Consider the following 21851-nt stretch of genomic DNA (forward strand, 5'->3'; position numbering starts at 1 on the left):
AATGGCCACAACAACGATCCCGGCAGAGAACGATCTGACAGGTGCACGGGCGGTGGACCGGGCGCTGGCGCTGCTCTCCATGGTGGGGAGGCACGCGGAACGCGGCGTGGCGCTTTCGGTCATCGTCACCGAAAGCGGGTTGAACAAGCCCACGGCCCGTCGCCTGCTATTGGCGCTGATCCGCGCCGGCCTTGTCGAGCAGGACGAGGAAACCCGGCGATATTATCTCGGCGAGGAAGCCTATGTGCTGGGTAGCCTGTCGTCACGCCGTTTCGGCTTGCTGCAGATGGCGCAGGACGGGCTGACACGCATTTCCCGTCGTACCGAGGATTCGAGCTTCCTCTCCGTGCGCCGCGATACGTTCGCGCTGTGCCTTTACCGCGAGGAAGGCACCTGGCCGGTGCGCACCCATGCGCTTCAGGCCGGTTTTGAACACCCCTTAGGCATCGGCGCTGGATCGCTCGCCATGCTGGCCGCCCTGCCCGATGCCGAGGTGGAAAGCGTCATCGCCGCCAATAGCGGGCTGATTGCTGCGAACTATCCGGGCATCACCCTCGAGGGGTTACGCCGGGATGTCGAGTTGACCCGGACGAATGGCTATTCGCTCAACCCCGGCCTGATCCTGTCGAACTCCTGGGGCATCGGTGTTGCCATCCGCACACCGGATGGCGCGTTGGCGGGCGCGCTCAGCATCGCCGCTGTCGATAGCCGCATGCGGGCGGAGCGTCAGCCGGAACTCGCCGCCCTGCTGCGTGAGGAAGTGACCCGCATCGAAACACGCATCGCGGAAATGATGGCCAGCCGCGCCCGCACGCGCGGCGATGGTGACACGAAACGGCAAACAAGGAGAACGAGCAAATGAGCAAAGCGCAGATCGTCGGCTGGGCGCATTCGCCTTTCGGCAAATCGGCCCTTGAAAATACCGAGCAACTGATGGCTTCGGTCGTAGCGCCAGCCATAGATCATGCCGGCATCGACGTCGGCGATATCGACGGCATCTTCGTGGGCGTGATGAATAACGGCTTCTCGAAGCAGGACTTTCAGGGCGCTTTGGTGGCGATGGGCGATGAGCGGCTTGCCTATACGCCGGCGGTGCGGTTCGAGAATGCCTGCTCGACAGGATCGGCCGCCCTTTACAGCGCTATGGATTTCATCGAGGCAGGGCGAGGGCGCATCGCTCTTGTCGTTGGGGCCGAAAAAATGACGGCGCTGCCGACGGCGGAAGTCGGCGAAATCCTGCTCTCCGCCTGTTACCGGGCGGAGGAAGCCGATATTTCGGGCGGCTTTGCCGGCCAGTTCGGACGCATCGCGCAGGCCTATTTCCAGCGTTATGGCGATCGCTCAGAAGAACTGGCGATGATTGCCGCCAAGAACCATGCCAATGGCGCGGTCAATCCCTATGCCCATATGCGCAAGGATTTCGGCTTCGATTTCTGCAATACGGTATCGGAGAAAAATCCCTATGTCGCAGGCCCCCTGCGCCGTACCGACTGCTCGCTGATCTCCGACGGGGCCGCCGCGATCATTCTAGCCGATGAGGAAACGGCAGCCACACTCAACCGCGCCATCGGCTTCAGGGGCCGCAGGCATGTCAATGACATTCTGGCGCTGAGCCGCCGCGATCCGCTGGCGTTTGAAGGCGCGCGCCGCGCCTGGGCTGGCTCGCTGGAACTTGCCGGCGCAACGCTCGACGATCTCTCCTTTGTCGAAACACACGACTGTTTCACCATTGCCGAACTCATTGAATATGAGGCCATGGGGCTGGCGAAGCCCGGTGAAGGGCACCGGGTGGTGCAGGAGGGCACAACGCTGAAGACTGGGCGCCTGCCGATCAACCCATCCGGAGGCCTGAAGTCGAAGGGCCATCCCGTTGGCGCGACCGGCGTTTCCATGCACGTCATGGCAGCCATGCAATTGATGGGCGAGGCAGGCGACATGCAGATACCCAATGCCTCGCTGGCCGGCGTGTTCAACATGGGGGGCACTGCTGTTGCCAACTACGTCTCGATCATGGAGCGCGTGAAATGACGACGCAAAGTGCCGTGCAGCATCCTGCGGGCGGGGTCGCGCCCTCCACCACGCGGGTGATGAATCTCTCGCATTTCCTGACCCAGGCGGCACGCCGCAATCCTGACCACGTCGGCTTCGTCTGGGGCGAAAACACCTGGACCTGGGCTCAAATGGATGCTCGCGTCGATGCCATGGCCCATGCGCTGGTGAGTGAATTCGGCGTCAGAAAGGGCGATCGCATTCTGGTGCAGTCTTCTAACAACAACCAGATGTTCGAATCCATGTTCGCCTGCTTCCGGGTGGGTGCGGTGTGGGTGCCAACCAATTACCGCCAGTCATCAGATGAAGTGGCTTACCTGGCTAAAGCCAGCGGCGCGCGCGGCATGATCTGCGGCGGCGGTTTTCCCGATCATGCCAAGGCAAGCCGTGAAGCAACCGCAATCGAATTCACCATTGCCATCGGCCGGGCCGATTTCGGTGAGGATTACGATGCCATCGTGGCCCGTCATCTGGGCCGGAAGGTCAAAAGCGAAGCCGTGAACCGAGACGACCCCTGCTGGTTCTTCTTCACTTCAGGCACCACCGGCCGCCCCAAGGCGGCGGTGCTGACCCATGGTCAGATGGCCTTCGTCATTACCAATCATCTGTGCGATCTGATGCCGGGAACGGGAACGAACGATGCCTCGATCGTTGTCGCGCCGCTTTCGCATGGTGCCGGCATCCACCAGCTGGTACAGGTTGCCCACGGGTCAAAAACGGTGCTTCCGGCTGCGGAAAAGCTCGATGTGCCGGCCGTATGGGCACTGATCGAGAAATGGCATGTCACCAACGCCTTCACCGTGCCGACCATTCTGAAAATGCTGATCGAAGACCCGGCCGTGGACCGCTTCGATCATTCCTCCCTGCGCTACGTCATCTATGCTGGCGCACCGATGTATCGCACCGATCAAAAACGGGCATTGGCAAAACTCGGTCCGGTGCTGGTGCAATATTTCGGCCTCGGTGAGGTCACCGGAAATATCACCGTGCTGCCTCCTTCTTTCCACAGCGCCGAAGATGGCCCGGACGCGCGGCTCGGCACCTGTGGTTTTGATCGTACCGGCATGGAGGTGCAGATTCAGAACGAAGCAGGCGAGGAACTCGCAGCCGGCGAAACCGGCGAGATCTGCGTCATCGGTCCCGCCGTTTTTGCCGGCTATTACGATAACCCCGAGGCCAATGCCAAGGCCTTCCGCAACGGCTGGTTCCGCACCGGCGATCTCGGTCATCGCGATGAGAACGGCTTCGTTTACATCACCGGCCGTGCCTCCGACATGTATATTTCCGGCGGCTCGAACATCTACCCGCGTGAGATCGAGGAAAAAATCCTCATGCATCCGGATATCAGCGAGACCGCGGTTCTGGGTGTGCCGGATGCGGTGTGGGGCGAGGTCGGCGTGGCGGTTTGTGTGGCGCGCGAGGGCGCGGATATCGCCGGCATCGACCTCAAGGCCTATCTGGAGGGCAAGATGGCCCGCTACAAGCTGCCGAAAACCGTGGTGTTCTGGGATGCCATGCCGAAATCCGCCTATGGCAAGATCACCAAGAAAATGATCCGCGAGGAGCTGGAAAAACGTGGCCAGATGCCGGTTTTCGAAGAAAAACGGACAGGTTGACGCATACGACATCCAACCGGGAGGAGAGGCTATGACACAGCAGACGGTAGGGACAAAAGGCGCGGTCGCAATCACCGGCGGTGCATCCGGCATCGGTTTTTCCACGGCGCAGCTTTTGATGGCGCGCGGCTGGCAGCCATGGCTGCTGGATCTCAAGCGCGAAGCGCTGGATGCGGCCTGCGAAAAACTCGGCATAGCCCCCTCGCGCGGCATCGTCTGCAACGTGGCGGATGAGGCGTCGATAGAAGAGGCTTTCGCCACCTTCACGGTAGGCGGCGGCGATCACGCGGTTGATCTTGTGGCCGTGGTCAACAGCGCCGGCATCGGTATTGACAAGCTCTCCGTCGACACCAGCGTCGAAGAATTTCGCCGTATCGTTGATGTCAACCTCGTCGGCAGCTTCGCAGTGGCTCGTGCCGCAGCCCGTTATTGGCTGAACCGTGAGATTTCCGGCTCGATCGTCAATATCAGCTCGGTTTCCGGCATGTGCGGCAATCGTGGCCGCAGCGCCTATGGCGCTTCGAAAGGCGGTGTCAATCTTTTGACGATGGTGATGGCAAACGAGTTGGGGCAATCAGGCATTCGCGTCAATGCGATTGCTCCCGGTCCGGTCGACACTCCGCTGACCCAGGCAGTCCATACGGAGAATGTTCGCAGCCAATGGCATAGCCGCGTTCCCATGCATCGCTATGGCAGGACGGATGAGATCGCCTCTGCGGTGGCTTTCCTCGTGTCAGATGACGCGAGCTACATCAACGGACAGGTGCTTGCCGTGGATGGCGGCTTCATTACCGCAGGGCTCGCGGTATGATGGAGACAGGTACGCAGGAGCTTCCCCGCCGCATCGTCCATCCCGGACCGATAACGCCCGAACGCTTTCGCGCCGTCGGCTGCCATGCCCATCCCGTCACGCTGACGGCCAGATCCGGCGTCTGCGTCAACGAGGCAATTGCCGATGCCTTTGCGGCGCGGGGTTTCGAGGGTGGTTACATCAGGTTGAAAAACGTACCGATGAAACGGCTGGATTATGTCATGCCCGCAGCGGCGCCCGATGATGCCCATGCCGCCTGGTATAGCGAAACCTTTTCCATGCCAGGCGGCACCATCATCGATGCCGGCCTGCATATGGGACGCCGTGACGGCAAGCCCTTTCTGCACTGCCATGGCTCATGGAAAAGTGCCGACGGCGTTGTCTCCATGGGGCATCTGCTGCCTTTCGAGGCCGAATTTGCTGCAGAGACGCCGCTTGAGGCGCTGGCGCTGGATGGCGCAATCCTCGATGTGCAAAGGGATGAGGAAACCAATTTCCCGCTCTTCACCCCCATCGTGCAACCACGCAACCGCAAGGATGCGGGCCTGCGGGCGCTGTTATGCACCGTGCGGCCCAATACCGATATCTGCACGGCCCTTGAAGCCGCCTGCCAGCAATTCGGCCTGCAACAAGCCGAGGTCAATGGTGTCGGCAGTCTGATCGGCGTGGATTACGAGGACGGAACGTCGCTGACGGCCTATGCGAGCGAAATCCTCATCCTCAATGGCCGTATCGATCCCGTTATGGGCGATCAACGGGCGACGCTGGATATCGCAATGGTCGATCTCACCACCCACATCAGCGGCGGACGATTGGTACGCGGCAAAAACCCGGTTTGCGTCACCTTCGAATTGCTTATGAGCGAAAGACAAGGGGCGGCCGCATGAGTTGCGCCGGGGCTGTTGGCAACACCGCGCAACTCAACGGCCGATCATGTCGCAACTCACGCCGCCTGGGGCGTCTCCGAGGGCAACCATTCTTCCAGCGTCACCTCAAAGGTCATACACACGGGGTTGGCGCCCGCGATGAACGGACCGCCGTAAACCGCACCCTCGGTATCGGCGACAACGCCGGTCAACGCGGCCCGCAGCGAGCCGTCGGGCTGGGCACGCACTTCACCGGCAATCGAGACGATTTCCACCGCCGGACCGCGAATTTGTACGAACTCGCTGCTGCGGGTGCCAAGGCAGGCATCGACGAGACTACCAAGCGCACCGCGCACGAAGGCATTGCGGAACCCTTCCGCGAGGCACAGCTTCTCGACGCCCAGCACGAGGTCCTCATTGGGCGCGATGCGGGCATAGGCCACACGGCCCATGGAGCCGGATTCGACATGATCATGCGTGTTCATCGGCGCGCTCCGTGCGGTTCTTCGGTTGAAGAAGAGGAATATTGGTTTCGGGATCGAAGGATTGCTGCAGCACGAAACTGTCGAGCGAGGTCACAAGTGCGGAAATACCGCCCTCTCCGACAATACAGGATTCCGTCAGCAAATGGCCGCCCCTGACCACACCCGCTGCGGTGCGCATGGCCGCATGGCAGTGAACGATCGGCTCATCCTTCATGCTGCGCCCCAATGTGGCGTTGCCGAAAACCAGCCAGGCTGCACCGGCATCGATGGGTTTCGTATAGGCAATGACCGCCCTGCCGGAAGGATCGGGCGGGGCCACGCAATAGGACAATATGTCGAAATAACCACCGAGAATGGTGAGCGAGGCATTTTCGATGCCGTTTTCGAAAAGCGGCTGCACGATGCCGTCGAAAAGGCTGTGCCCCGGCGCAATGGACAACCGCACATGACGCGCAGACGGCGAGCGCAGGCTATTGATGCGCACCGGCGAGGAAATGCCGGGATGGATCAGCGTTCTCGGCCTTGGAAAATGCTGTTGCTGTACTGGTGCCATGCCTGCTCCTCCCTGCTGCCTGTACCTTGCAGTACGGTACTCAAAGCCCGACCGAAGGTGCTTTCGAATGACGCCGCCAAACGGCGTGCCGGAAAACACTTCTTTCGCCAGCAGCCTCATGGGCGGCAGATTTTTTTGCAGCATGTTTCGGGGAGATCGGCATGACGAAGCCGTTGGACAGAATTGACCGCAAAATATTGCGGGCCCTGCTGGAGAACGGCAGGCTGAGCAATACGGAGCTGTCAGAAAAGGTGGGGTTGTCACCCAGCCCTTGCTGGCAGCGCACCAAGCGGATGGAAGACGAGGGGGTCATTCGCGGTTACACGGCCATTATCGATCAGGCCCACCTCGGACTAACCGAGACGGTAATTATCGAAGTGATGCTGGAGCGCCACGACGATGAGGTTCTGGAACGTTTCGGCGCAGCCATGGCGGCACTTCCGGAGGTGCTGGAAGCCTATCTGACCACCGGCGAATATGATTATCTCATCAAGGTGGCGGTGGCAGGAACGAAAGGCTACGAACAGTTTCTGCGCCGCAAGCTCTACAAGATCGAGGGCGTACGTCATTCCCGTTCCTGTTTCGCACTTAAATGCCTCAAGCACACATTGTCAGTTGTGCCCGACGTCGAACCTCCGCCTGGTTGATTGCCTGCCCACCTTGATCCTCAATCTTCTGCGATGTGGAGGGGACGGCACACATACGCTTCAAAAACATCGCTGCGGTCGCTCCAGCGAATGCCGATGTCGCAGATATCGTTGGTAGCCGCAGAAATTCGCTCCTCCGAATAGTTCCGGGCAACGGCCGCATCAGAAAAACCTGTATAGAGAGCAGAAATGCGCCAATGGCCGCCATATCTGTCCATTTTCCGGGAGTACTGCCCACCATTTTAATGGGCGGTTTCACTGGCTGGTGGTTCGCGACCCCAAGGCTCCAGGAAGGATAAAGCCTCAATGTCGGCTGGCGCAGCGCTGAAAGATCAAATAATTGAATAACAGGAATCAATGCAGCATAATTGGTCGTATGGCACGCTTCTGATACCAAGGAACGATGTCTACGGCCCCGAAAACGTCACTGCTGTTCGTTCTCATTGCCAGCGGAACCGTTCTTGGTATCGCCGGGACCGATCTGGTGCTTCCAGCCATTCCAAGCTTACCGCTTCAGCTTGGTGGAACTGTTGAGATTGCCCAGCTCGTCCTTGCGGCCTATGTTTTCGGCACACTGGTTGGCCTCTTGATCTTTGGTGAGCTTGGCGCACGCTTTGATTCATGCATGCTGCTGGTTGCGTCACTTGCCCTGTTTGGGGTTGCATCTCTGGCCGCCGCAGCGTCACCTTCCATCGAGTGGCTGATTGTGTTGCGGTTTGCCCAAGGCGCATTCGGATCGGCTCCGGCTGTATTCGCTCCCGGCTTCATTCAAGGTCTCTACCCGCAAGACAAGGCAGCTTCGGCCATGGGGCGACTCGGTTCCATCGAATCGCTGGCACCCGCACTGGCCCCGATCGCTGGAGCATATCTGCTGGAGATCGGGAGTTGGAAGCTTTCCTTCCTCATCTTGGCGCTGCTCGCAGCACTGGTCGGTGCAGCCATTCTCTGGCAGCAAGCATATTTTCCACGTCCAGCGCAGAAGCTGCAAAGTCATAGCGGCTACCTAGCGATCCTGAAAAATATCGAATTTGTCAGCTATGCCTCAAGTCAGGCACTCTCGCTGGGTGCTCTACTTGTTTTCGTCTTTGGTGCGCCAGCCGTGTTGACTGGCCCTCTGGACAAGGAGATCAGGGACTTTGTGATCCTGCAGGTCTTTGGCATCGTGGCATTCATTCTCGCGGCGAATTCCTCTGCATGGCTGGCAATGAAATTCGGTACTTTGAGGACCATCCGCGCGGGCACAACGATCATGCCTGTCGCGTTTCTTGCGATTCTCATCTACGCACTCGCCGAGGGAAAGAACCTTTATGTGCTTGTTCCAATGTGGGTGGTCGTGAATTTCGGGTTCGGCATCAGAGGCCCGATAGGGTTTCATCGGGCAATAATTGCCGCCCGCGGCGACCCCTCGCGCGCTGCGGCAATCGTTGTCGCCGCAATTTTAAGCGTCGCCACCTTTGGAACCGTCGTTGTCGCCCCATATATTCTGGTCGGTCTCTGGCCGCTGACGATAGCAAGCGCAATCTTTTCGGCCCTTGCGATGGTCTCACTAACACCGCTGCGAAATTCCAACTAGAATCCAGTTTCGCAGGTGAGCGGGCTCGATCTCCCAAGGCTTATTGCCGTCAAAACTTTGAATAAAATCAAATTCCTGGCTTCCGAATGGCAGCGCACCAGTGAATCGGAAGCAACTGGCACCATAAGCTTGTGGATTGCCTGCAAGGACAAATCAGAGGCGACTGCTGCAACACCGCTTCGGCGGAGCAGCATTGTTTTGGCGAATTCCCGGAAGCTCCTTCCACTTGCGTTCTTGAGAGGATGCAGCGCCAGAATGCAGACTTTTTTGCGGAACAATCTGTAGATGTTGAAGTTACCCTTCATCAGGAGGAGGACCATCTATGATTACCAAAGCCATTTTTGTGGGGGCAGCCGCTGCCTTGTCGACGCTTTTTTCCACTGTGGCACTGGCGCAGACCGACCTGACGATGTGGTATCACGGTGCTGGCAATGTTGAAGAACGCAAGATCCTGGCCGGCATCATCGAGGACTTCAATTCATCCCAGTCGGACTGGCGGGTCTCGCTTCAGGAATTCCCTCAAACCGCATATAATGAATCCGTCACCGCCGCCGCTCTTTCCAACAAGCTGCCTGACATTTTGGACGTCGATGGGCCAAACATGCCGAACTGGGCCTGGTCCGGCTATCTGCAACCGTTGCAGATAGATGAGGCGAAGCTTGCGAATTTCCTGCCCGGCGCCGTGGGCAAGTGGGGAGACAAGCTGTATTCCGTCGGCCTGTGGGACGCAGCCGTAGCGGTCTTCGCCCGCAAATCGGTTCTCGATGAAAACGGTATTCGCATTCCAACACTGGAACAGCCGTGGACCGGTGAAGAGTTCAATGCGGCACTTGAGAAGCTCGCGGCCAGCGGCAAGTTCGAATATGCGATCGACCTTGGAATGGCCGATAAAACCGAATGGTACAGCTATGCCTTCAGCCCGTTTCTGGAGAGCTTCGGCGGCAGCCTGATTGACAAGGAAAACTATCAAACCGCCGAGAACGTTCTCAACGGGGAAAATGCCATCAAATTCGGAGAATGGTGGCAGTCTCTGTTCGAGAAAAAACTTGCGCCCGGAACGTCACAATCGCCTGCCGACCACGAAACCGGCTTTCTGGAAGGTCGCCACGCCTTGCAATGGATGGGCAACTGGGTTGCGGTGAAGGCGCTGGAGAAATACGGCGATGATCTGCTGTTCCTGCCGGCGCCCGATTTCGGGCAGGGACCGAAGATCGGTGCCGGATCCTGGCAGTTTGGTGTGTCGGCCACCAGCAAGCATCCGCAAGGCGCGTCCGCCTTCATCGAATTTGCCATACAGGACAAATATCTCGCACAGTTCTCCGATGCGATCGGTCTCATCCCGGCCACCTCATCGGCTGCCCAGATGACGAAGAATTACAAACAAGGCGGTCCGCTCGAGGTTTTCTTCGAACTGTCCAGGCGTCAGGGAACATTGCGTCCGGTCACGCCAGCTTACGCCTTCATCTCGCCGGTCTTTTCCAAGGCTCTTTCCGATATGGCCAACGGCGCGGATGTTGCCGATACGCTGGACAACGCGACAGACGAGATAAACAACAACATAGAGCGCAATTCCGGTTACCAACCCAAATAGGGGCAGGTGGTCGATGGCGTTCTTTTCTTCAAAGGGAAAGCTGACCCGAGACAGCGTCACAGGCTGGCTCATGGCTGCACCGGCGATGGTGCTAATCGGGCTGTTCCTGATCACACCCTTTTTGCTGGGGCTCGGTTTTTCCTTCACCAACCAGCGGCTGACATCTCCCAATCCGACCGAGTTTGTCGGCGTTGAAAATTACACCCGACTGTTGGGTATCGGCGTGCTGACGCTCGAGCCGGAAAAAGAGGCGGACGGCAGCATCAGCCGGGATGCGGATGGCTCCGTCTCCTATCCGCGAATTCGCAATTTCACCCGCAACAATCCCGACTATCCCCATCTGGAAGGAATGCGGGAATATAAGAGCTTCAGCTGGGGCGAGAACCGGATCGTCATTCTGGCCAGCGATGTCGTATTCCTGACGGCCCTCGTGAACACGCTTTCCTTCGTGGTCGTCGTCGCGCCGGTTCAGGCTGCGCTGGCGCTGTTTCTTGCCCTGTTGGTGAACCAGAAGATACCCGGTGTCACAATTTTCCGCGCGATCTACTTCATGCCTGTCGTGCTGTCGGTGGTGGTGGTGGCGCTGCTCTGGCGGTTTATCTATGCGGCCGATAACGGGCTCCTGAACAGCCTTTTGAGTTACATGAGCTTCGGGCTCTTCCAGCCGATCGACTGGCTGGGCAGAACCGATACCGCCTTATGGGCCATTCTGGTGATGTCGGTCTGGCAGGGTGTTGGGTTCCACATGGTCATATGGCTCTCCGGCCTGCAAACCATCTCTCCGGATCTTTACGAGGCAGCCGACATCGAAGGAGCGAGCCGCTGGCAGAGGTTCAGCATGATAACCTGGCCGCTGCTGCGCAACACAGCCGTGCTGATTATCATCGTCATCACCATGCAGGCTTTTGCACTTTTCGCGCAGATCGATGTGATGACCAAGGGCGGGCCTCGTGATTCCACTCAAAGCATCGTCTACCAGGCCGTTGAACGAGGATATCGACAGCAGGACATCGCGGCAGGCTCCGCAATCTCGGTCGTCCTGTTCCTGCTTGTTCTGTGCATTTCCTTGACCCAGCGGTACATGACAAGGGAGAAGCAATGATGCAGGCCGGACAACGCAAGAGCCTCGCTTTTCTCATCGGCAACTATGTGCTCATGCTCGCCTTCGCGGCGATCTTCATTTTGCCCCTGTTGTTCATGGGCTTCTCGTCGCTAAAACCGAACGACCAGTTGCTGAATGATGCCACGTCGATACGAGCCTTCCTGCCGGTGGGACATCTCTCGCTTGAAAACTACACGGCAGCTTTCGCCCGGGCGCCGATTGCGACCTTCATATTCAATTCGGTTCTGGTCACGGTCGTTACCGTGTTTCTCGCTCTGCTTTTTGGCTCGCTTGCCGCCTTCGCCTTCACCTTTTTGAACTGGCGCGGGAAAGATGTTTTATTCTCGATCATCCTCGCCACGCTCATCATTCCCTTTGAAACGATTGCCGTACCGCTCCTGCTGGAAGTCAACAATCTGCCATGGATTGGCAGCGGTGGATTTACCTGGGGGTGGCTCAACTCCTGGCATGTGCAGATCATTCCGTGGATTGCAGATGGGCTGACGATTTTCCTCTTCGTGCAATATTTCAAGGATCTGCCGAAGGAATTGCTGGAGGCGGCGCGCATCGACGGGGCCGGCTGGCTGCGGATTTATGCGCAGGTGGTGATGCCGCTCAGCGGCCCGGTCATCGCGACGGCGGCAATCCTCAAGTTTCTCGTCATGTACAGCCAGCAATATCTATGGCCGCTTCTCGTTACCCAGTCCGAAGCCTACCGGCCCGTGATGGTGGGGCTGCAATATTTCTTCCAGCTCAATACGCCCTGGGGTGAGGTCATGGCCTATCTCACCATCATCACCCTGCCGGTGCTGGTCTTTTATCTCTGCCTGCAGAGGTTGTTCATCTCCAGTATCGCGGCAAGCGGAATAAAGGGATAGCGCCTCATCATGCATAGGCACGCCACGTCGGTGGAGCAGAATTTTCCTGACGGATTGCGGATGAGAAGATCGAGAAAAGTGCAAAAAGTCCACGTCAAAACCCCTGAGCGCCGACATCTTCGCTGTGGGACAACTTGGCGCAGGACGGGCTTCAGTCAAAGTGTTTTATAAGAAACTGCCGGGTCAAGCACGGACGTGTCAACTTAAGTGAAACTTGTGGTTTCCGCATCAACTCACAATTTATTGTGGTTGCGCTTCGGAGCGATTTGGCCTTGTTTGTGGACTTAAAATCTTTACGGGGAGAGAAAACAATGTCGATAAAAACAACAACTCGCGCCGCTCTGCTGGTAGGCTCGCTTCTGCTCGGTGCCAGTTCCGCACTTGCAGAAACAGTTCTGCACCGCGGCAATTCCGGGGAACCGCAGACACTGGATCAGGCGCAGACCTCGATCAACATCGAAGCATTTATTCTGAAAGACCTTTTTGAAGGCCTCACCATTTACGATTCTGCTGGCAAGATCATTCCCGGTACTGCGGAGAGTTGGACGCTGTCCGACGACGGTACCGTCTACACCTTCAAGCTGCGAGCGGATGCGAAGTGGTCGGACGGCACTCCGGTAACGGCGGGCGATTTTGTCTTCTCCTACCAGCGCGTCGAGGACCCGAAGACCGCAGCGAAATATGCGAATATTCTTTACCCGATCAAGAACGCCGAAAAGATCAACAAGGGCGATGTGCCGGTGGACCAGCTCGGTGTAAAGGCAGTGGATGACAAGACCCTCGAGGTCACGCTCGAGCGCCCGACACCTTTCTTCCTCGAACTCCTTGCTCACCAGACGGCTCTGCCAATCTCGAAGGCAAGCTACGAAAAGAACGGGACCAACTTCGTAAAGCCGGGCGTCATGGTCTCGAACGGTGCCTACAAGCTCGAATCGCATGTTCCCAATGACAGCTTGACGGTCGTCAAGAACACCAATTTCTGGGACGCACCGAACACCAGGATCGACAAGGTCATCTTCTACCCGATCGACGATCAGGCCGCATCCGTTCGCCGTTTCGAAGCAAAGGAAATGGACCTCGCATACAACTTCTCCGCTGACCAGATCGACCGTCTGCGCAAATCCTATGGCGAGCAGGTTCACGTGTCCCCGACGCTTGCCACCTACTACTATACCTTCGACACCCGCGAAGCGCCGTATAACGATGTCCGTGTCCGCCGAGCGCTGTCCATGGCAGTCGACCGTGACTTCCTTGCCAAGGAAATCTACAGCGGTTCACAGGTTCCGGCCTATTCCATGGTTCCCCCGGGTATGGATTCCTATGGTGAGCCGGCCAAGGCCGATTTCGCCACGCTGTCGCAGCTTGATCGTGAAGATGAAGCCCTCAAACTGATGAAGGAAGCCGGTTACGGTGAGGGCGGCAAGCCGCTTTCCATCGAAATTCGCTACAATACAAACCCGAACCATGAACGCGTCGCGACAGCTATCGCGGACATGTGGAAGAACACCTTCGGCGCGAAGGTGTCACTGGTGAACCTTGATGTCGCCTCGCATTATGGATACCTCCAGGAAGGCGGCAAATTCAACGTCGCGCGCGCCGGCTGGGTTGCCGACTATGCGGATGCGGAAAACTTCCTTGCGCTTTCGGTTTCCTCCAACAAGACCTTCAACTATTCCAAGTTCAACAACGCGGAATATGATGCGCTGCTGCAGAAGTCCTACGACGAGAAGGACCCGGCCGCACGTTCCAAGCTGCTTCATGCGGCAGAAACCATCCTCATGAAGGAACAACCGGTTGTTCCGCTTCTGACACAGGCCGACCTTTGGCTGGTTTCCAACCGCGTCAAGGGTTGGGAAGACAATGCTGCCAACGAACACCTCAGCCGCTTCCTGAGCGTTTCCGAATAAGCAGCGTTGGCACGGTGGCCAACACCACCGTGCCATGCCGGAGCCTGAAAAACCATGATCTCCTTTATCCTGCGCCGTTTGGCGAGCGCCGTGCCGACCTTGTTTATCGTCGTCACGATTTCGTTTTTCCTGATGCGTTTCGCACCGGGCGGTCCGTTCAATCTTGAACGCCCCCTGCCGCCGCAGACGATGGAAAACCTGATGAGAACCTATCATCTGGATGAACCATTATGGCGCCAGTATCTCATCTATCTGGGCAATGCCGTCACCGGTGATTTCGGTCCAAGTTACATCTACAAGGACAATACGGTCGCGCAGCTGATCGGCAAAGGTCTGCCCTATTCCCTGGAACTCGGTTGCTACGCTCTCCTGCTGGCACTGGTGGGCGGGGTTCTCGCCGGCACCCTCGCCGCACTCAGGCAGAACAGCGCCTTCGATTTTTCGATCATGTCCATTTCGACAGTCGGCGTTACCGTGCCGAACTTCGTTGTCGCACCTGTTCTCACACTCATCTTTGCCGTTCTGCTCGGACTTCTGCCGGCAGGCAGCTGGGGCGACGGATCGCTGCGGTATCTCATCCTTCCGATGATCGCGCTCGCTTTGCCACAGCTTGCGGTTATCGCGCGTCTGACACGCGGCGCAATGATCGAGGCTTTGCGGATGGACCATATCCGCACCGCCAAGGCTTACGGCCTTCCAGCCCGCAGCGTGGTGGTGTTCCATGCCATGCGCGCGGCGATGCTTCCGGTCGTTTCCTATCTGGCTCCCTGCGCCGCAGCTCTGCTGACGGGTTCGGCGGTCATCGAGACGATCTTCACTATCCCGGGCGTCGGCCGCTATTTCGTTCTCGGCGCCATCAATCGTGACTATACGCTGGTCATGGGAACCGTCGTTCTCGTCGCCATTTTCGTCATTGTGTTCAATCTCGTGGTCGATATTCTCTACGGCCTGCTCGATCCGAGGGTCAGACATGACTGATATCCCCGGGAACAATGCCCATCAGCCATTGGTGAAAAGCCGAAGCCTGTTCCAGCTGGCAGTCCTTCGTTTCAGACGAAACAAGGCCGCCATGGCGGGTTCCTTCATGCTTCTGCTGATCACGCTTTTCTCATTCATCGGCCCGCAGTTCCTCACACACACCTATGATCAGGTGTTCTCGTCCTATGTCTCCGTCCCGCCGAGCCTTGAGCCACGTCCGGATGTAAACAACCTGCAAGGCGTGATGGACGGGGTTGCCGGCCGCGCGCGCGTGGAGCTGAAGGAATTTTCCGTCGAAGGGCAGACCTTCACGGCCACCGTCACCTCCAGCAGCCCGATCGACCCGCGCACGACACGTTATTTCGACCGCGCCAACGAATTCGAAAACACGAAGGTCGTTGCCACCGAAGATGAGGGCCGAACGCTGAAGCTGGAAGGCAGCGTCAACCGCGAATACTTCTTCTTCGGCACGGATTCGAACGGCCGCGACATGCTGGCCCGCGTGATGCTGGGTGGCCAAATCTCGATCGCCGTCGGCGTTCTCGCGAGCCTCGTTTCACTCGGGATCGGCGTGCTTTACGGCGCAACGGCGGGATACATCGGGGGGCGTGTCGACAATGTGATGATGCGTTTCGTCGAAATCCTCTATTCGCTGCCCTTCGTCTTTCTGGTGGTCGTTCTGGTGGTCTTTTTCGGCCGCAGCTTCATCCTGATCTTCCTGGTCATCGGTGCCGTGGAATGGCTCGATATGGCGCGTATCGTCCGTGGCCAGACGCTTGCCCTGAAGCGTCGGGAATTTGTGGGCGCCGCGCAGGCGTTGGGCCTGAGCGACTGGCAGATCATCCGCCGTCATATCATTCCCAATACGATCGGCCCCGTCGTCGTGTTCGTCACTGTCGTCGTACCCAAAGTCATTCTTCTGGAAAGCTTCCTCTCCTTCCTCGGCCTTGGCGTACAGGCGCCGCTTACGAGCTGGGGGGCGCTGATTTCCGAAGGTGCCAACAATATCCAATCGGCCCCGTGGCTCCTGATATTTCCGGCGATCTTTTTCGTGCTGACCCTGTTTTCGCTCAACTTTGTGGGTGACGGGTTGCGTGACGCACTCGATCCCAAGGATCGCTGACATGAATACGACATCTGAAACCATCCTCACCGTCCGTGATCTCAAGGTCGATTTCACGACACCGGACGGCACGGTGAGTGCCGTCAAGGGCATAAATCTCGACGTCAAACAGGGTGAAACGCTTGCCGTCGTCGGAGAATCCGGTTCCGGCAAGAGCCAGACCATGATGGGCATCATGGGACTGCTTGCATCCAACGGCGCTATCGAGGGCTCGGCGAAATATCGCGGACGCGAGCTGATCGGCCTGCCGGTCAGCGAGCTGAACAATATCCGGGGTGCGAAAATCACCATGATTTTCCAGGAGCCGATGACCTCGCTCGATCCTCTCTACCGGATCGGCGCGCAAATCGCCGAACCGATCGTTCACCACAGGGGTGGCAGCAAGAAGGAAGCGCGTGCACGCGTTCTCGAACTCCTGAAGCTTGTTGGGATTCCAGAGCCGGAGCGGCGTATAGACAGCTATCCACATGAACTTTCCGGCGGTCAGCGCCAGCGCGTCATGATCGCCATGGCTCTCGCGAACGAGCCCGATATTCTGATTGCGGATGAGCCGACCACCGCGCTTGACGTGACGATACAGGCGCAGATTCTCGATCTTCTGAAGTCGTTGCAGCAACGCTTCGGCATGGCCATCGTCCTGATCACGCACGATCTCGGCGTTGTCCGCTATTTCGCCAATCGCGTCGCGGTTATGCGCCGCGGGGAGATTGTCGAGGCCGGCACGACGGAAGATATCTTCGATCGCCCGCAGGCTGACTACACCAGAATGCTTCTCGATGCAGAACCCAGCGGGCACAAGCCGACAGTCGGTAAAGAGGCACCTATCGTTCTCTCCGGCCAGAGCGTGACGGTCGATTATAAAATTCCGGGTGGTTTCCTGTCGAAGTCGCACAAGTTTCGGGCTGTCGACGACGTCAATCTCAGCCTTCACCAGGGACAAACCATCGGTATCGTCGGTGAATCCGGATCAGGCAAGTCCACACTCGGGCGCGCGCTTCTGCGTCTTGCACATGCAAATGGCCGTATTTTCTTCGGCAAGACGGAAATCAGTGGTCTTGACCGAAAGGCGATGCGGCCATTGCGGCGGCATTTGCAGCTGGTGTTTCAGGATCCCTATGGTTCGCTTTCGCCAAGACAGACGGTCGGCGAGATAATCACTGAAGGTCTGTTTGTGCATGAACAGCGGCTGAGCCGAGCGGAGCGGGACAAGCGGGCAATCGAAGCGCTGAAGGAAGTGGGCCTCGATCCTGCCGCCCGCAACCGCTATCCCCACGAGTTTTCAGGCGGACAACGTCAGCGTATCGCAATTGCCCGTGCGATCATCCTCAAGCCGGACGTCGTCATTCTCGATGAGCCTACATCTGCGCTGGACCGATCCGTTCAAGGACAGGTTATCGACCTGCTGCGCGATTTGCAGGAGGCGCATGGCCTTTCCTACATCTTCATTAGCCACGACCTTTCCGTCATCAAGGCCATTTCGGACTACGTCATCGTCATGAGAAACGGGAAGATTGTGGAGGAGGGAGAAACGGACGCGATATTCAACAGGCCGGCGGCTGAATATACCAAAACACTCATCAAATCCGCGTTTTCGTCGTTCAATGAAGGGAGCTGATGGCGATGAAATCGCCTCGGCTTGCCGTGACAGGTGACGCAATTTTGATCTAGGGTGTCGGCTCGCCCTCTGCCGGGAACGACCCCTGGGATGCCGGCCGGGGAATATGGTGTCGCCAAAAATGTGAAGTCGGGTTTGCGTTCGGAGAAGCACACTCATGCTGAAAAAGTATCTGACGACGCTTGCAGACCGCTATTTCGAGAAGCGCACGGCCGGTCCGGTCCCGGAGAAACGCTGGCACGGCCTCTATGATGTTCCGCTCGACGATCTGAAACAGCGGGCAATATCCGGCGATGCCGATGCCGCCTTCGTATTGGGTGACATTTACGATCAGGGCTATTGCAATGTCACCCTCGACAGGGTGCAGGCAGTCGAATGGTACGAAAAGGCGGCGGCCCTCGGGCATGGCGACGCGATGAACAATATCGCCAGCATGTACCAGCACGGCGACGGCCCTTTCCCGGCCGATCTCCTCAAGGCACGCGATTACTACGAGCAGGGCGCCAAAGCCGGCTGCGGAACGGCCATGGGCAATCTCGGCCATTTTTATACCGACGGCAGAGCCGGGCTGAAGCAAGATCATCGCCGCGCCGTCAAGCTCTTCAGCCAGGGAGCCCACCTCGGCGACAGCGATTCCATGGTCAGCCTCGGCCATCGCTACAGTACCGGCACCGGTATCCGCAAGAGCCCGATCCAGGCGCTTTACTGGTATCGCCGCGCCCTTCAGGCCGGCAATCCCCGCGGCGCCAACAATCTCGGCGTAGCCTATTATTATGGAACGATCGTGAAGGAAGATGCCGAAAAAGGCATTCAGTTGCTCGCCGCCGCGCTTGATGGCGGTTTCGACCGAGCAGCCTACACACTCGGTGTGGCCCACGAGGATGGCAAGGGCACGGAATGTGACCTCGAAGAAGCGCTCTATCTGTTTCGTCGTGCCCGAATGGGTGGTCGCGACGATGCGGACGAAGCAATCGAACGGGTGCTGACAAGGATGGGCAGGGAATTTTCCCCGGCCGTCGATCCCGAACAACGGCTGGAAGACCTTCGGATTATGATCCGCAATCCGGAGAAGCGCTTCAGCGTCGAGGCACTGCTTCTGGAGCTGGCCCGTATCTGCGAGGAACTGGTCGAGGATAAGGACAATCCCGCCGCTGACCAACCCCATGTGCTTGGCAGATCGAGCCTGATCCGCGGTTTCGTACTGTGGAAGCAGCGCAATCCCGCCTATATGGAGCCGGTTGAAACTGCACTTGCGATCGACGGCAAGCACCCCTTTCTGACACCACCGGAACGCGCCTCTCTGATGACCGCAAGGGCCGTTGCGTTTGCCCGCGACCACAAGTGGCAGGAAGCGATCCATCTGCATCGTGGTGCGCTGACGATCGTCAGGGCCGATCCGGATGCAGAGGAGAACACCGTGCTTGCCGCAATGACGGATCTTGCTTTCTGTCTGCATGAAGCCGCTGAATTTGAAGAGGCGCGCGACCTCAATTCGGAAGCGCTGGCGCGTGCCGAGATCGCCTTCGGCAAGGACGATCCGGCCCTGTTGCGTATAATCGGCAATCTCGCCCAGAACGAGTTTGCGCTCGAACACCCTGACAGATCAGTGGAACTGATGCGCCGGCGGCTGGAAATCGCCGAGCGGCATGAAATTCTCGACGCGATCGGCGCGGCATTGCGCGATCTGGCAATAGCCAGTTTTTCGGCAGGGGACCATGCCGGCGCTGAGGATCTGTTCCGGCGACAGGTGGCCTTTGCCGAGCGCAACGGCGACAGCGAGGACATCGCCCGCGCCCGCGCTGACCTAAACGGCCTGTTTGAACGACTGGACAAGATATCGCGATAGCCAGCCGCAGGAAATCATGAGGCTTGGCTTAGGCGCCGGCGGAAATCAGCGGTTCCCTGCATGATCTTGTCCAGCAGCGCCTCTATCGCCCAGAAACGCTCCTGAATATCAAACGTCACCGCACGGCTTTCGATCTCGCGAATGGTGCCGAGACGCTGGTGATAAAGCTTCGCCAGTTTGGGATAACCCATGGGTTCCGCCATGGCGGCAAGTGCCAGGTAAACCGACAGTTCGTCTGCGAGTTGCGGATGCCGGTGAGCTTTCGTGAGCATCCATTTGTAGAGATCGGGGTGGAAATTGGTGAAGACACCGGTAAAGCCGCGAGATCCTGCTTTCATGGCGTCAAATGCTATCGCGGCATTGGCGTTGACGATGGCAAGCGGCGTACCCTCGGTGAGAGCCACACGCCGCTTAACCGTTTCAAGATCGCAGGAGACATCCTTGAGAATGACGAAGCGACCGCTGCCGGCACAGAAGGAAATTTCGGCATCGGTCATGAGACGGCGGTAAGGCGCAGGGCATTCGTAGAGGCCAAGCGGCAGATCGGAAGGCAGACGCTCAAGAAGCCAGCCGAGATCGTCGAGAAACTTCGAGCCACCCTCCTGCCCCGCGTCGAGCCGGTTGGTGACAAGCACCATGCCGTCAACACCCGTCTGCGCGATCGCATCGAGTTCTTTCCGTTGACCTTCCAGCGTCTCACTGACATGCCCCGAGGCAATGACGGGAATGCGGCCAGCTGCGGCTTTCTTGACGAAAGCGGCCAGTTCCACCCGCTCCTCAAGGGTGAGGAACAACATTTCGGATGACTGGCAAACGGCAAACAGCGCGTCCGATCCATTGGCGATGTACCATTCCACGAGATTTGCAACGCCTTCGAAATCTATCTTGCCGTCCCTGAACGGCGTGATCATGACGGGAATGATGCCTTCGATTTGCCTGGTCATTGTTTTCGTCCTGTCAAACATATGTGGTCCGGGTCTCGTAAGAAAAAAAGCTCAGGGTGGTGATAGAGGGTCTCGGTCGGCTCGATAAGCAAAGAATTTCTCCTGTGCCTTCTGCCCGAACGGAATGACAAGCGGGAGCAGCAGGTCACGCAGCCGCAGCGAAAGCCAACCTTGGGCCTTTTTCGGCCCACCGCTTTGCCGGCCGAGACGCACCGCCGCTTCCACCCTCGCCCGGCGCAGCGATTCGAAACGCCGGAAGGCCTGGGTGGGTGCCGTTTCCACGGCAATAGCCGCCGCCAGAACGAGCGCATCCTCCAGCGCCATCGAGGCGCCCTGACCGGAATGGGGCGTTACGGCGTGGGCCGCGTCTCCGATCAGCACTGTCCGACCGACCGACCAGTGTGCGAGGCTTGGCATGTCGTAATCCGGATACGCGTGGATGGAGGCAGGATCGGCTGCGGCGATGATGCGTCGGTTCACTTCGGGATCCAGCCGGTGCAGTTCGGCCAGATATTGCAACAGCGCGGTTCCTGTCAGTGGCTGGGCCCGAGTTTCATCGGTCTGCCGATAGGTATTGAACCAATAGACCGGCCCATCCGCCGCCTTGAGATAGCCGAAAAAAGCGTTGCGGCCAAAAGTCATGAGCATGCGCCCATCGGTGTCGGGGACTTCGGGTACGTCCACAATGCCACCGCTGCCCTGGAGTCCGCTGTAGATCGGAAGTGGCAACTCGGGCATGCCGAGGTGCCGTACGGTGGAGCGTAACCCGTCGGCGGCAACGAGAATGTCGAAGCCCTCCGTGCCGCCGTCCGGACCATGCACCAACACTTCAGATGGAGTCTCCACGATGGCTTCGACCGCCGCGCCAAAGCGCATTCTGATCCCGGCAGTCCGCGACGCTGCGAGGAGGATGGAAACCAGTTCGCCCCGACGGATGGTGACCGACGGTGCGGCAAAACGCTGAGCATGTTTTGTGTAATCAAGTGCACCCAGCGTACGACCATGCGCGTTGTGAAAAATCAGCCCCCGCGTCTCGATACCCCGCTCAAGCGCGGCTTCGGCCAGACCCAAGCCGCGCAACGCATTCATGCCGTTGGGCGCCAGCGTCAGGAAAATGCCCTCGTTCCGTAACTGCTCTTCGCTTCTTTTTTCAATGACGGTGGGCGAAAAACCTTTCCGGGCGAGTGCAAGGGCCAGACCCAGTCCGGCAAAACCCGCCCCAACGATACCAATCCTGGTTTTCATTCTTGCCTCATCGACCATGGTC

General features: G+C 58.4%; 21 protein-coding genes. 15 read left to right on the forward strand and 6 right to left on the reverse strand.

Annotated features, from left to right (window positions below; genetic code table 11):
- Position 1 precedes the first annotated feature (1 nt).
- Genes JZX88_RS16385 through JZX88_RS16405 form a run of 5 tightly spaced genes read left to right on the forward strand, consistent with a single transcriptional unit; the run spans position 2 to position 5363 of the window.
- Positions 2-862: an IclR family transcriptional regulator gene (locus JZX88_RS16385; RefSeq protein WP_206914183.1), complete on the forward strand. Its 861-nt coding sequence runs from the start codon at positions 2-4 to the stop codon at positions 860-862.
- Positions 859-2028 (forward strand): acetyl-CoA acetyltransferase, encoded by a 1170-nt coding sequence (locus JZX88_RS16390; RefSeq protein WP_174032205.1) that lies wholly within the window; start codon positions 859-861, stop codon positions 2026-2028. Before JZX88_RS16385 ends, JZX88_RS16390 begins: the two co-directional genes overlap by 4 nt.
- Positions 2025-3665: an acyl-CoA synthetase gene (locus JZX88_RS16395; RefSeq protein ID WP_206914184.1), complete on the forward strand. Its 1641-nt coding sequence runs from the start codon at positions 2025-2027 to the stop codon at positions 3663-3665. Before JZX88_RS16390 ends, JZX88_RS16395 begins: the two co-directional genes overlap by 4 nt.
- 31 nt (positions 3666-3696) lie before the next feature.
- Positions 3697-4476: an SDR family NAD(P)-dependent oxidoreductase gene (locus JZX88_RS16400; protein ID WP_174032209.1), complete on the forward strand. Its 780-nt coding sequence runs from the start codon at positions 3697-3699 to the stop codon at positions 4474-4476.
- The gene (locus JZX88_RS16405; RefSeq protein ID WP_206914185.1) at positions 4473-5363 is read left to right on the forward strand and encodes a PCC domain-containing protein; all 891 of its coding nucleotides are present in this window, start codon (positions 4473-4475) and stop codon (positions 5361-5363) included. Before JZX88_RS16400 ends, JZX88_RS16405 begins: the two co-directional genes overlap by 4 nt.
- A 56-nt stretch (positions 5364-5419) precedes the next feature.
- Here the strand turns inward: JZX88_RS16405 and JZX88_RS16410 are convergent, their stop codons facing one another.
- Both JZX88_RS16410 and JZX88_RS16415 read right to left on the reverse strand, forming a co-directional pair.
- A complete protein-coding gene (locus JZX88_RS16410; protein ID WP_181423964.1) occupies positions 5420-5827 on the reverse strand; it encodes a PPC domain-containing DNA-binding protein in 408 nt (135 codons plus the stop codon).
- Positions 5814-6380: a DUF296 domain-containing protein gene (locus JZX88_RS16415; protein ID WP_206914186.1), complete on the reverse strand. Its 567-nt coding sequence runs from the start codon at positions 6378-6380 to the stop codon at positions 5814-5816. Before JZX88_RS16415 ends, JZX88_RS16410 begins: the two co-directional genes overlap by 14 nt.
- Positions 6381-6541: 161 nt before the next feature.
- Between JZX88_RS16415 and JZX88_RS16420 the strand changes: the two genes are divergently transcribed.
- A complete protein-coding gene (locus tag JZX88_RS16420) occupies positions 6542-7027 on the forward strand; it encodes an Lrp/AsnC family transcriptional regulator (protein ID WP_174032215.1) in 486 nt (161 codons plus the stop codon).
- Between the two features lie 20 nt (positions 7028-7047).
- Here JZX88_RS16420 and JZX88_RS16425 read toward each other — a convergent pair whose 3' ends face one another.
- On the reverse strand, positions 7048-7245 hold the full coding sequence (locus JZX88_RS16425) for a hypothetical protein (RefSeq protein WP_206914187.1): 198 nt from the start codon (positions 7243-7245) through the stop codon (positions 7048-7050).
- Between the two features lie 185 nt (positions 7246-7430).
- Here JZX88_RS16425 and JZX88_RS16430 point away from each other — a divergent pair, with 185 nt between their 5' ends.
- Positions 7431-8600, forward strand: a complete 1170-nt coding sequence (locus JZX88_RS16430; protein WP_065117218.1) for an MFS transporter — start codon at positions 7431-7433, stop codon at positions 8598-8600.
- Here the strand turns inward: JZX88_RS16430 and JZX88_RS16435 are convergent.
- A complete protein-coding gene (locus JZX88_RS16435) occupies positions 8597-8920 on the reverse strand; it encodes a hypothetical protein (RefSeq protein ID WP_206914188.1) in 324 nt (107 codons plus the stop codon). The genes JZX88_RS16430 and JZX88_RS16435 overlap by 4 nt on opposite strands.
- A 2-nt stretch (positions 8921-8922) precedes the next feature.
- Between JZX88_RS16435 and JZX88_RS16440 the strand changes: the two genes are divergently transcribed.
- From JZX88_RS16440 to JZX88_RS16475, 8 genes are all read left to right on the forward strand, one after another.
- Complete coding sequence (locus JZX88_RS16440) at positions 8923-10191, forward strand: extracellular solute-binding protein (RefSeq protein ID WP_110758326.1); 1269 nt, start codon at positions 8923-8925, stop codon at positions 10189-10191.
- 13 nt (positions 10192-10204) lie between these two features.
- Positions 10205-11293, forward strand: coding sequence for a carbohydrate ABC transporter permease (locus tag JZX88_RS16445; protein ID WP_206914189.1), 1089 nt, complete (start codon positions 10205-10207; stop codon positions 11291-11293).
- Positions 11293-12171 carry a carbohydrate ABC transporter permease gene (locus JZX88_RS16450; protein WP_246753493.1) on the forward strand — a complete coding sequence of 293 codons (879 nt, stop codon included), beginning with the start codon at positions 11293-11295 and terminating at the stop codon, positions 12169-12171. Before JZX88_RS16445 ends, JZX88_RS16450 begins: the two co-directional genes overlap by 1 nt.
- Positions 12172-12482: 311 nt before the next feature.
- Entirely contained in the window at positions 12483-14078 is a 1596-nt protein-coding gene (locus JZX88_RS16455; RefSeq protein WP_110758330.1) for a peptide ABC transporter substrate-binding protein, read from the forward strand.
- Positions 14079-14132: 54 nt separating this feature from the next.
- Entirely contained in the window at positions 14133-15056 is a 924-nt protein-coding gene (gene oppB, locus JZX88_RS16460) for an oligopeptide ABC transporter permease OppB (protein WP_065117214.1), read from the forward strand.
- Positions 15049-16179 carry an ABC transporter permease gene (locus tag JZX88_RS16465; RefSeq protein ID WP_065117213.1) on the forward strand — a complete coding sequence of 377 codons (1131 nt, stop codon included), beginning with the start codon at positions 15049-15051 and terminating at the stop codon, positions 16177-16179. The genes oppB and JZX88_RS16465 overlap by 8 nt, the downstream gene beginning before the upstream one ends.
- A gap of 1 nt (position 16180) precedes the next feature.
- A complete protein-coding gene (locus JZX88_RS16470) occupies positions 16181-17794 on the forward strand; it encodes an ABC transporter ATP-binding protein (RefSeq protein WP_206914190.1) in 1614 nt (537 codons plus the stop codon).
- Between the two features lie 157 nt (positions 17795-17951).
- Positions 17952-19640: an SEL1-like repeat protein gene (locus tag JZX88_RS16475; protein ID WP_206914191.1), complete on the forward strand. Its 1689-nt coding sequence runs from the start codon at positions 17952-17954 to the stop codon at positions 19638-19640.
- A 14-nt stretch (positions 19641-19654) separates the two neighbouring features.
- Here JZX88_RS16475 and JZX88_RS16480 read toward each other — a convergent pair whose 3' ends face one another.
- Positions 19655-20584 carry a dihydrodipicolinate synthase family protein gene (locus tag JZX88_RS16480; RefSeq protein ID WP_206914192.1) on the reverse strand — a complete coding sequence of 310 codons (930 nt, stop codon included), beginning with the start codon at positions 20582-20584 and terminating at the stop codon, positions 19655-19657.
- Between the two features lie 51 nt (positions 20585-20635).
- A complete protein-coding gene (locus tag JZX88_RS16485; RefSeq protein WP_206914193.1) occupies positions 20636-21829 on the reverse strand; it encodes an FAD-dependent monooxygenase in 1194 nt (397 codons plus the stop codon).
- Positions 21830-21851 lie beyond the last annotated feature (22 nt).

The sequence above is a fragment of the Agrobacterium sp. OT33 genome (assembly GCF_017313365.1).
Lineage (GTDB): Bacteria > Pseudomonadota > Alphaproteobacteria > Rhizobiales > Rhizobiaceae > Agrobacterium > Agrobacterium rhizogenes_A.

What these genes read in the sequence shown, in the direction of transcription:
- JZX88_RS16385 (WP_206914183.1), top strand. Translation starts at nt 2, where the DNA reads ATGGCCACAACAACGATCCCGGCAGAGAACGATCTGACAGGTGCACGG.
- JZX88_RS16390 (WP_174032205.1), top strand. Translation starts at nt 859, where the DNA reads ATGAGCAAAGCGCAGATCGTCGGCTGGGCGCATTCGCCTTTCGGCAAA.
- JZX88_RS16395 (WP_206914184.1), top strand. Translation starts at nt 2,025, where the DNA reads ATGACGACGCAAAGTGCCGTGCAGCATCCTGCGGGCGGGGTCGCGCCC.
- JZX88_RS16400 (WP_174032209.1), top strand. Translation starts at nt 3,697, where the DNA reads ATGACACAGCAGACGGTAGGGACAAAAGGCGCGGTCGCAATCACCGGC.
- JZX88_RS16405 (WP_206914185.1), top strand. Translation starts at nt 4,473, where the DNA reads ATGATGGAGACAGGTACGCAGGAGCTTCCCCGCCGCATCGTCCATCCC.
- JZX88_RS16410 (WP_181423964.1), bottom strand. Translation starts at nt 5,827, where the DNA reads ATGAACACGCATGATCATGTCGAATCCGGCTCCATGGGCCGTGTGGCC.
- JZX88_RS16415 (WP_206914186.1), bottom strand. Translation starts at nt 6,380, where the DNA reads ATGGCACCAGTACAGCAACAGCATTTTCCAAGGCCGAGAACGCTGATC.
- JZX88_RS16420 (WP_174032215.1), top strand. Translation starts at nt 6,542, where the DNA reads ATGACGAAGCCGTTGGACAGAATTGACCGCAAAATATTGCGGGCCCTG.
- JZX88_RS16425 (WP_206914187.1), bottom strand. Translation starts at nt 7,245, where the DNA reads ATGGACAGATATGGCGGCCATTGGCGCATTTCTGCTCTCTATACAGGT.
- JZX88_RS16430 (WP_065117218.1), top strand. Translation starts at nt 7,431, where the DNA reads ATGTCTACGGCCCCGAAAACGTCACTGCTGTTCGTTCTCATTGCCAGC.
- JZX88_RS16435 (WP_206914188.1), bottom strand. Translation starts at nt 8,920, where the DNA reads ATGGTCCTCCTCCTGATGAAGGGTAACTTCAACATCTACAGATTGTTC.
- JZX88_RS16440 (WP_110758326.1), top strand. Translation starts at nt 8,923, where the DNA reads ATGATTACCAAAGCCATTTTTGTGGGGGCAGCCGCTGCCTTGTCGACG.
- JZX88_RS16445 (WP_206914189.1), top strand. Translation starts at nt 10,205, where the DNA reads ATGGCGTTCTTTTCTTCAAAGGGAAAGCTGACCCGAGACAGCGTCACA.
- JZX88_RS16450 (WP_246753493.1), top strand. Translation starts at nt 11,293, where the DNA reads ATGCAGGCCGGACAACGCAAGAGCCTCGCTTTTCTCATCGGCAACTAT.
- JZX88_RS16455 (WP_110758330.1), top strand. Translation starts at nt 12,483, where the DNA reads ATGTCGATAAAAACAACAACTCGCGCCGCTCTGCTGGTAGGCTCGCTT.
- oppB (WP_065117214.1), top strand. Translation starts at nt 14,133, where the DNA reads ATGATCTCCTTTATCCTGCGCCGTTTGGCGAGCGCCGTGCCGACCTTG.
- JZX88_RS16465 (WP_065117213.1), top strand. Translation starts at nt 15,049, where the DNA reads ATGACTGATATCCCCGGGAACAATGCCCATCAGCCATTGGTGAAAAGC.
- JZX88_RS16470 (WP_206914190.1), top strand. Translation starts at nt 16,181, where the DNA reads ATGAATACGACATCTGAAACCATCCTCACCGTCCGTGATCTCAAGGTC.
- JZX88_RS16475 (WP_206914191.1), top strand. Translation starts at nt 17,952, where the DNA reads ATGCTGAAAAAGTATCTGACGACGCTTGCAGACCGCTATTTCGAGAAG.
- JZX88_RS16480 (WP_206914192.1), bottom strand. Translation starts at nt 20,584, where the DNA reads ATGACCAGGCAAATCGAAGGCATCATTCCCGTCATGATCACGCCGTTC.
- JZX88_RS16485 (WP_206914193.1), bottom strand. Translation starts at nt 21,829, where the DNA reads ATGAAAACCAGGATTGGTATCGTTGGGGCGGGTTTTGCCGGACTGGGT.